The 689-nt window shown below is 39.5% G+C and carries 1 protein-coding gene; it reads right to left on the reverse strand.

Annotated features, from left to right (window positions below):
- Positions 1–689 (reverse strand): phosphopantetheine-binding protein (locus G9C87_RS20700; protein ID WP_172284696.1); only part of this gene is annotated, 689 nt, incomplete at both ends.

The raw sequence follows: 689 nt of genomic DNA on the forward strand, positions 1-689 counted from the left end.
AATACGGAACCGAAAAGCCTTTCATCACTCTTTAAAATAACGGACTGGTTGTAATAGTTCTTATCAACAAGATCATCACTCTCAAAGAAATATCTCTGGATAGGAGTAAGAACGCTGGACCCTGTAACTGCAGACTGATCTATCAATACAACATCAGTGGTCATATAACGAGCCAGCTCTTCTAATACAGGATATTGGAAAATATAATCTACTTTTAAAGTGTAGCCTCGTTGACGAAGTCTGGATACGATCTGGATGGATTTGATGGAGTCTCCTCCTAAATTATAATAATTATCGCGGATACTGATAGGACTGTGTTTTAAGACTTGCTCACAGACTTCTACTAAAACTTTCTCTTCTGCTGTTGCCGGTGCCACATATTCACTCTTGATCAGATCTTCTGAACTAACAGCTGGAAGGCTTTTTCTATCTATTTTCCCATTACTTGTCAATGGTAAACTTTCCAACTCCACATAAAAACCGGGAAGCATATACGCAGGTAATTTGTTTTCTAAATAATGAGACAGTTTCTGCTTGTCAATGACGGAATCACTTACATAATACACCACCAAACTCTTGTCACCTTCGTGATCCTTAACATCGGTAACTGCGTGCTTTATAGCATCGCTGTAGGATAAAACCTGGCTGTCGATCTCTCCCAGTTCTATTCTGTGACCACGGATCTTCAC

It is taken from the genome of Chryseobacterium sp. LAM-KRS1 (assembly GCF_013184525.1).
Lineage (GTDB): Bacteria > Bacteroidota > Bacteroidia > Flavobacteriales > Weeksellaceae > Chryseobacterium > Chryseobacterium proteolyticum.